We start from the raw sequence: 2,656 nt of genomic DNA on the forward strand, positions 1-2,656 counted from the left end.
GTGCCGGATGCCTTGCCCATCTTGCGTGTGCACCAGCCGGTCGCCGTCCCAGCCGTAGTGGGTGCTCTCCTGATGTCCTTCGCGGACCACGGTCTTGCCCAGACGCCGCCCGAACGCGTCGTAGCGGTAGCGCGCCACCGGTGTCCAGCCCGGCTCGCCCGGCGCCTGCTCGGACACCGCCGCCAACTGGTGCAGCGCGTCGTACTCCAGCCGCAGCGTGCGCCCATCGGCGTGCTGCGCCTGCACCCGGTTGCCGAAGGCGTCGTAGCGGTACTGCAGGGTGCCCCCCTGCGCACCGGCAACCGCACCGGCTCCCGCCCCGCCGTTGCTCCAGCCGATGCGGTTGCCCGGCCACTGCTGCACCGGCCCGCCCGCGCGGCCTGGCGCACGCCCTGCGGCTGCAGCAGATCGAAGCCCGGGTCGTGCAGGTTCTGCTGCACCTGGCTCGCCCAGTCCTGGCGGTCCGCACCCGGGGCCGCGTCCTGGCCCGAGGGGTCCGGCAGCCGGTTGCCCGCCGGATCGAGCCGCCAGCGCCGCTGCTGCACGGCGTCGGCGGCCGCATGCGCCACGCCGATCAGGCGCTGGTGCACGTCGTAGTGGTAGCGCGTGGCATCCAACGGGGTCTGCACGCCCACCAGTTGGCCCAGCGCGTCGTAGGTGTAGCGGCGCACGGACAGGGCGGCGAGCGGGCCCGGTGCCTGCGCCAATCCTGCCGAGGGCAGGCCTTGCCAGTCCTGCTGCAGCAGCCGGCCCATGGGGTCCAGGCGCCGGGTCTGGGTGACTGCGGCATGGGTCAGATCCGTGGCGCTGTCCAGTTGCAGGGTGCGCGCGACCTCCCGGTGCAGCGCATCGCGTTCGATGGCCAGCACCGGGGTCTTGTCCAGCAGCAGCCCGTGCACGTGGCCCGAGCCGTAGGCCAGCCAGTCCAGCGCGCCCAGGCCCTGCAGCTGGCTGCCCAGCCGCTGCCCCAGCGCCCCCAGGCGGTGCGCGATGCGGTGTTCGAACTCGGGCTCTGGTTCGCCGCCCAGCAGGGGCGCGGCATGCGCCTGCCGGTACAGGGTCTGCGCCTCGCCCGTGGACCGCCCGAAGGCATCGCGCTCCAGGGCCACGCGGGTGTCGGCGATGAGGCGCTCGGCCTGCAGGCGCTGCGCGGCTTCGGCCAGGGCCGGATCGGGCTCTGCGGCAGAGGTTGCGCCCAGGGCCAGCAGGGCTTGCAGCAGCGGGGCGGGCGCGTCCAGCCATTGCTCGCCCAGGGTTTGGACGTGGGTCTGGACGTGGGTCTGGGGGTGGGCGCGGCCTTGTTCTGCCGCCCAGGGCAGGTGCGCGCTCCACGTGCGGGCCACGGCGAGGGCGCCGCGGTCGTCGTACTCGTAGGCCTGGATCTGCAGGCTCTCGCCGCGGTCATGGGCGCTGGTGTCGTTGCCCTGCGCGCTTGGCAGGCCCGGGGAGCGGACCAGGACGCGGGCCACGATGCGCCCGCCCGCATCGTGGTGGTTGCGGCTCCTCACGGTGGCACCCAGCCCTTGGGCGGCCGTCCCCTGCCCGGCCATTCCTTGCCCGGCCATTCCCTGCACGCCCGGGTGGTGGCCCTGCCCGTGCCCGTCGCTCTTGTGCACAAGCTGGCCGGCCGCGTCGTAGCCATAGACCTGCACGCGCCCGTCGAATCCCACCTCTTGCACCAGCCGGTCCTGCACGTCGTGCACGAAGCGGGTGACGGCCTGGTTCTCGTTGATGAGCTCCACCAGACGGCCCGCCACGTCGTAGCGCAGCGCGAATCCCTGGCCGGCCTGGGTTTGCGCGACGACGCGGCCCCACAGGTCGTGCCCGTAGGTGACGGAGGTGCTGGGCAAGGCGCTGTGGCCCTCGGCATCCCCCTCCCCCACGGGCTGCGCACTGTGCGTGGCCGCCTGCAATTGGCCGTTCGGGCCCCAGCGGTATTGCACCTGCGAGCCGTCGGGCGCCATGACGCGGGTGGGCCGGCCCGCGCCGTCGTACTGGTAGCGCGTGCGCTGGTTCAGGGCATCGATGCTCTCGCGCACTTCGCCAAAGGCGCCGTAGTGCCAGGCATGCACCCGGCCCGAGCAGTCGGTGTGGCGCGTGAGTTGCCCGCAGCCGTTGTAGGCCAGTTCCTTGCGCCCGCCCTGCGCGTCGATGACGGCCACGGGCTGGTCGCACCAGGGCTGCGTGGCGAGGTCGATGGCGCCCTCGGCCGTGAGGGGGGCGTATTCGAAGCGGGTGGCCAGGGCCGGGGCATCCAGGCCCTGGGGATCGCCCACGGTCACCTGCCGCAGCCGGCCCCAGGCGTCGTAGTCCATGTGGGTTGGCAGCGCCCCCAGGCCCACGCTCTGCAGCAGCAGGCCGTCCTGCGCCGAGCCTGCCTCGCCCCAGCGATAGCGGGTGCTGCGCCCGTCGGGGTGCTGCGTGCCCAGCAGCCGCCCGGCGCCGTCGTAGCGCCACCAGGTGGTGCGCCCCAGCGGATCGGTGTGCGCCACGCGCCGGCCCGCGCTGTCGTAGCGGTCGCGCTGCTCGGCGCCATCGGGCAGCACGAGCCGCACCAGGCGCTTGTCTCCGCCCGCGCCTTCGAAGTGGTAGCGGGTGAGCCGGTTCAGGCTGTCGCGCACGCGCACTTCGCTCACCGGCACGGGCTGCAGCATGG

General features: G+C 73.7%; 1 pseudogene. It reads right to left on the bottom strand.

The annotated features are described in order from the left end of the window. A pseudogene (locus tag AC27IQ_RS22165) lies at positions 1-2,656 on the bottom strand (hypothetical protein); the annotation flags it as partial.

The organism is Acidovorax sp. KPB24-07 (genome assembly GCF_057543315.1).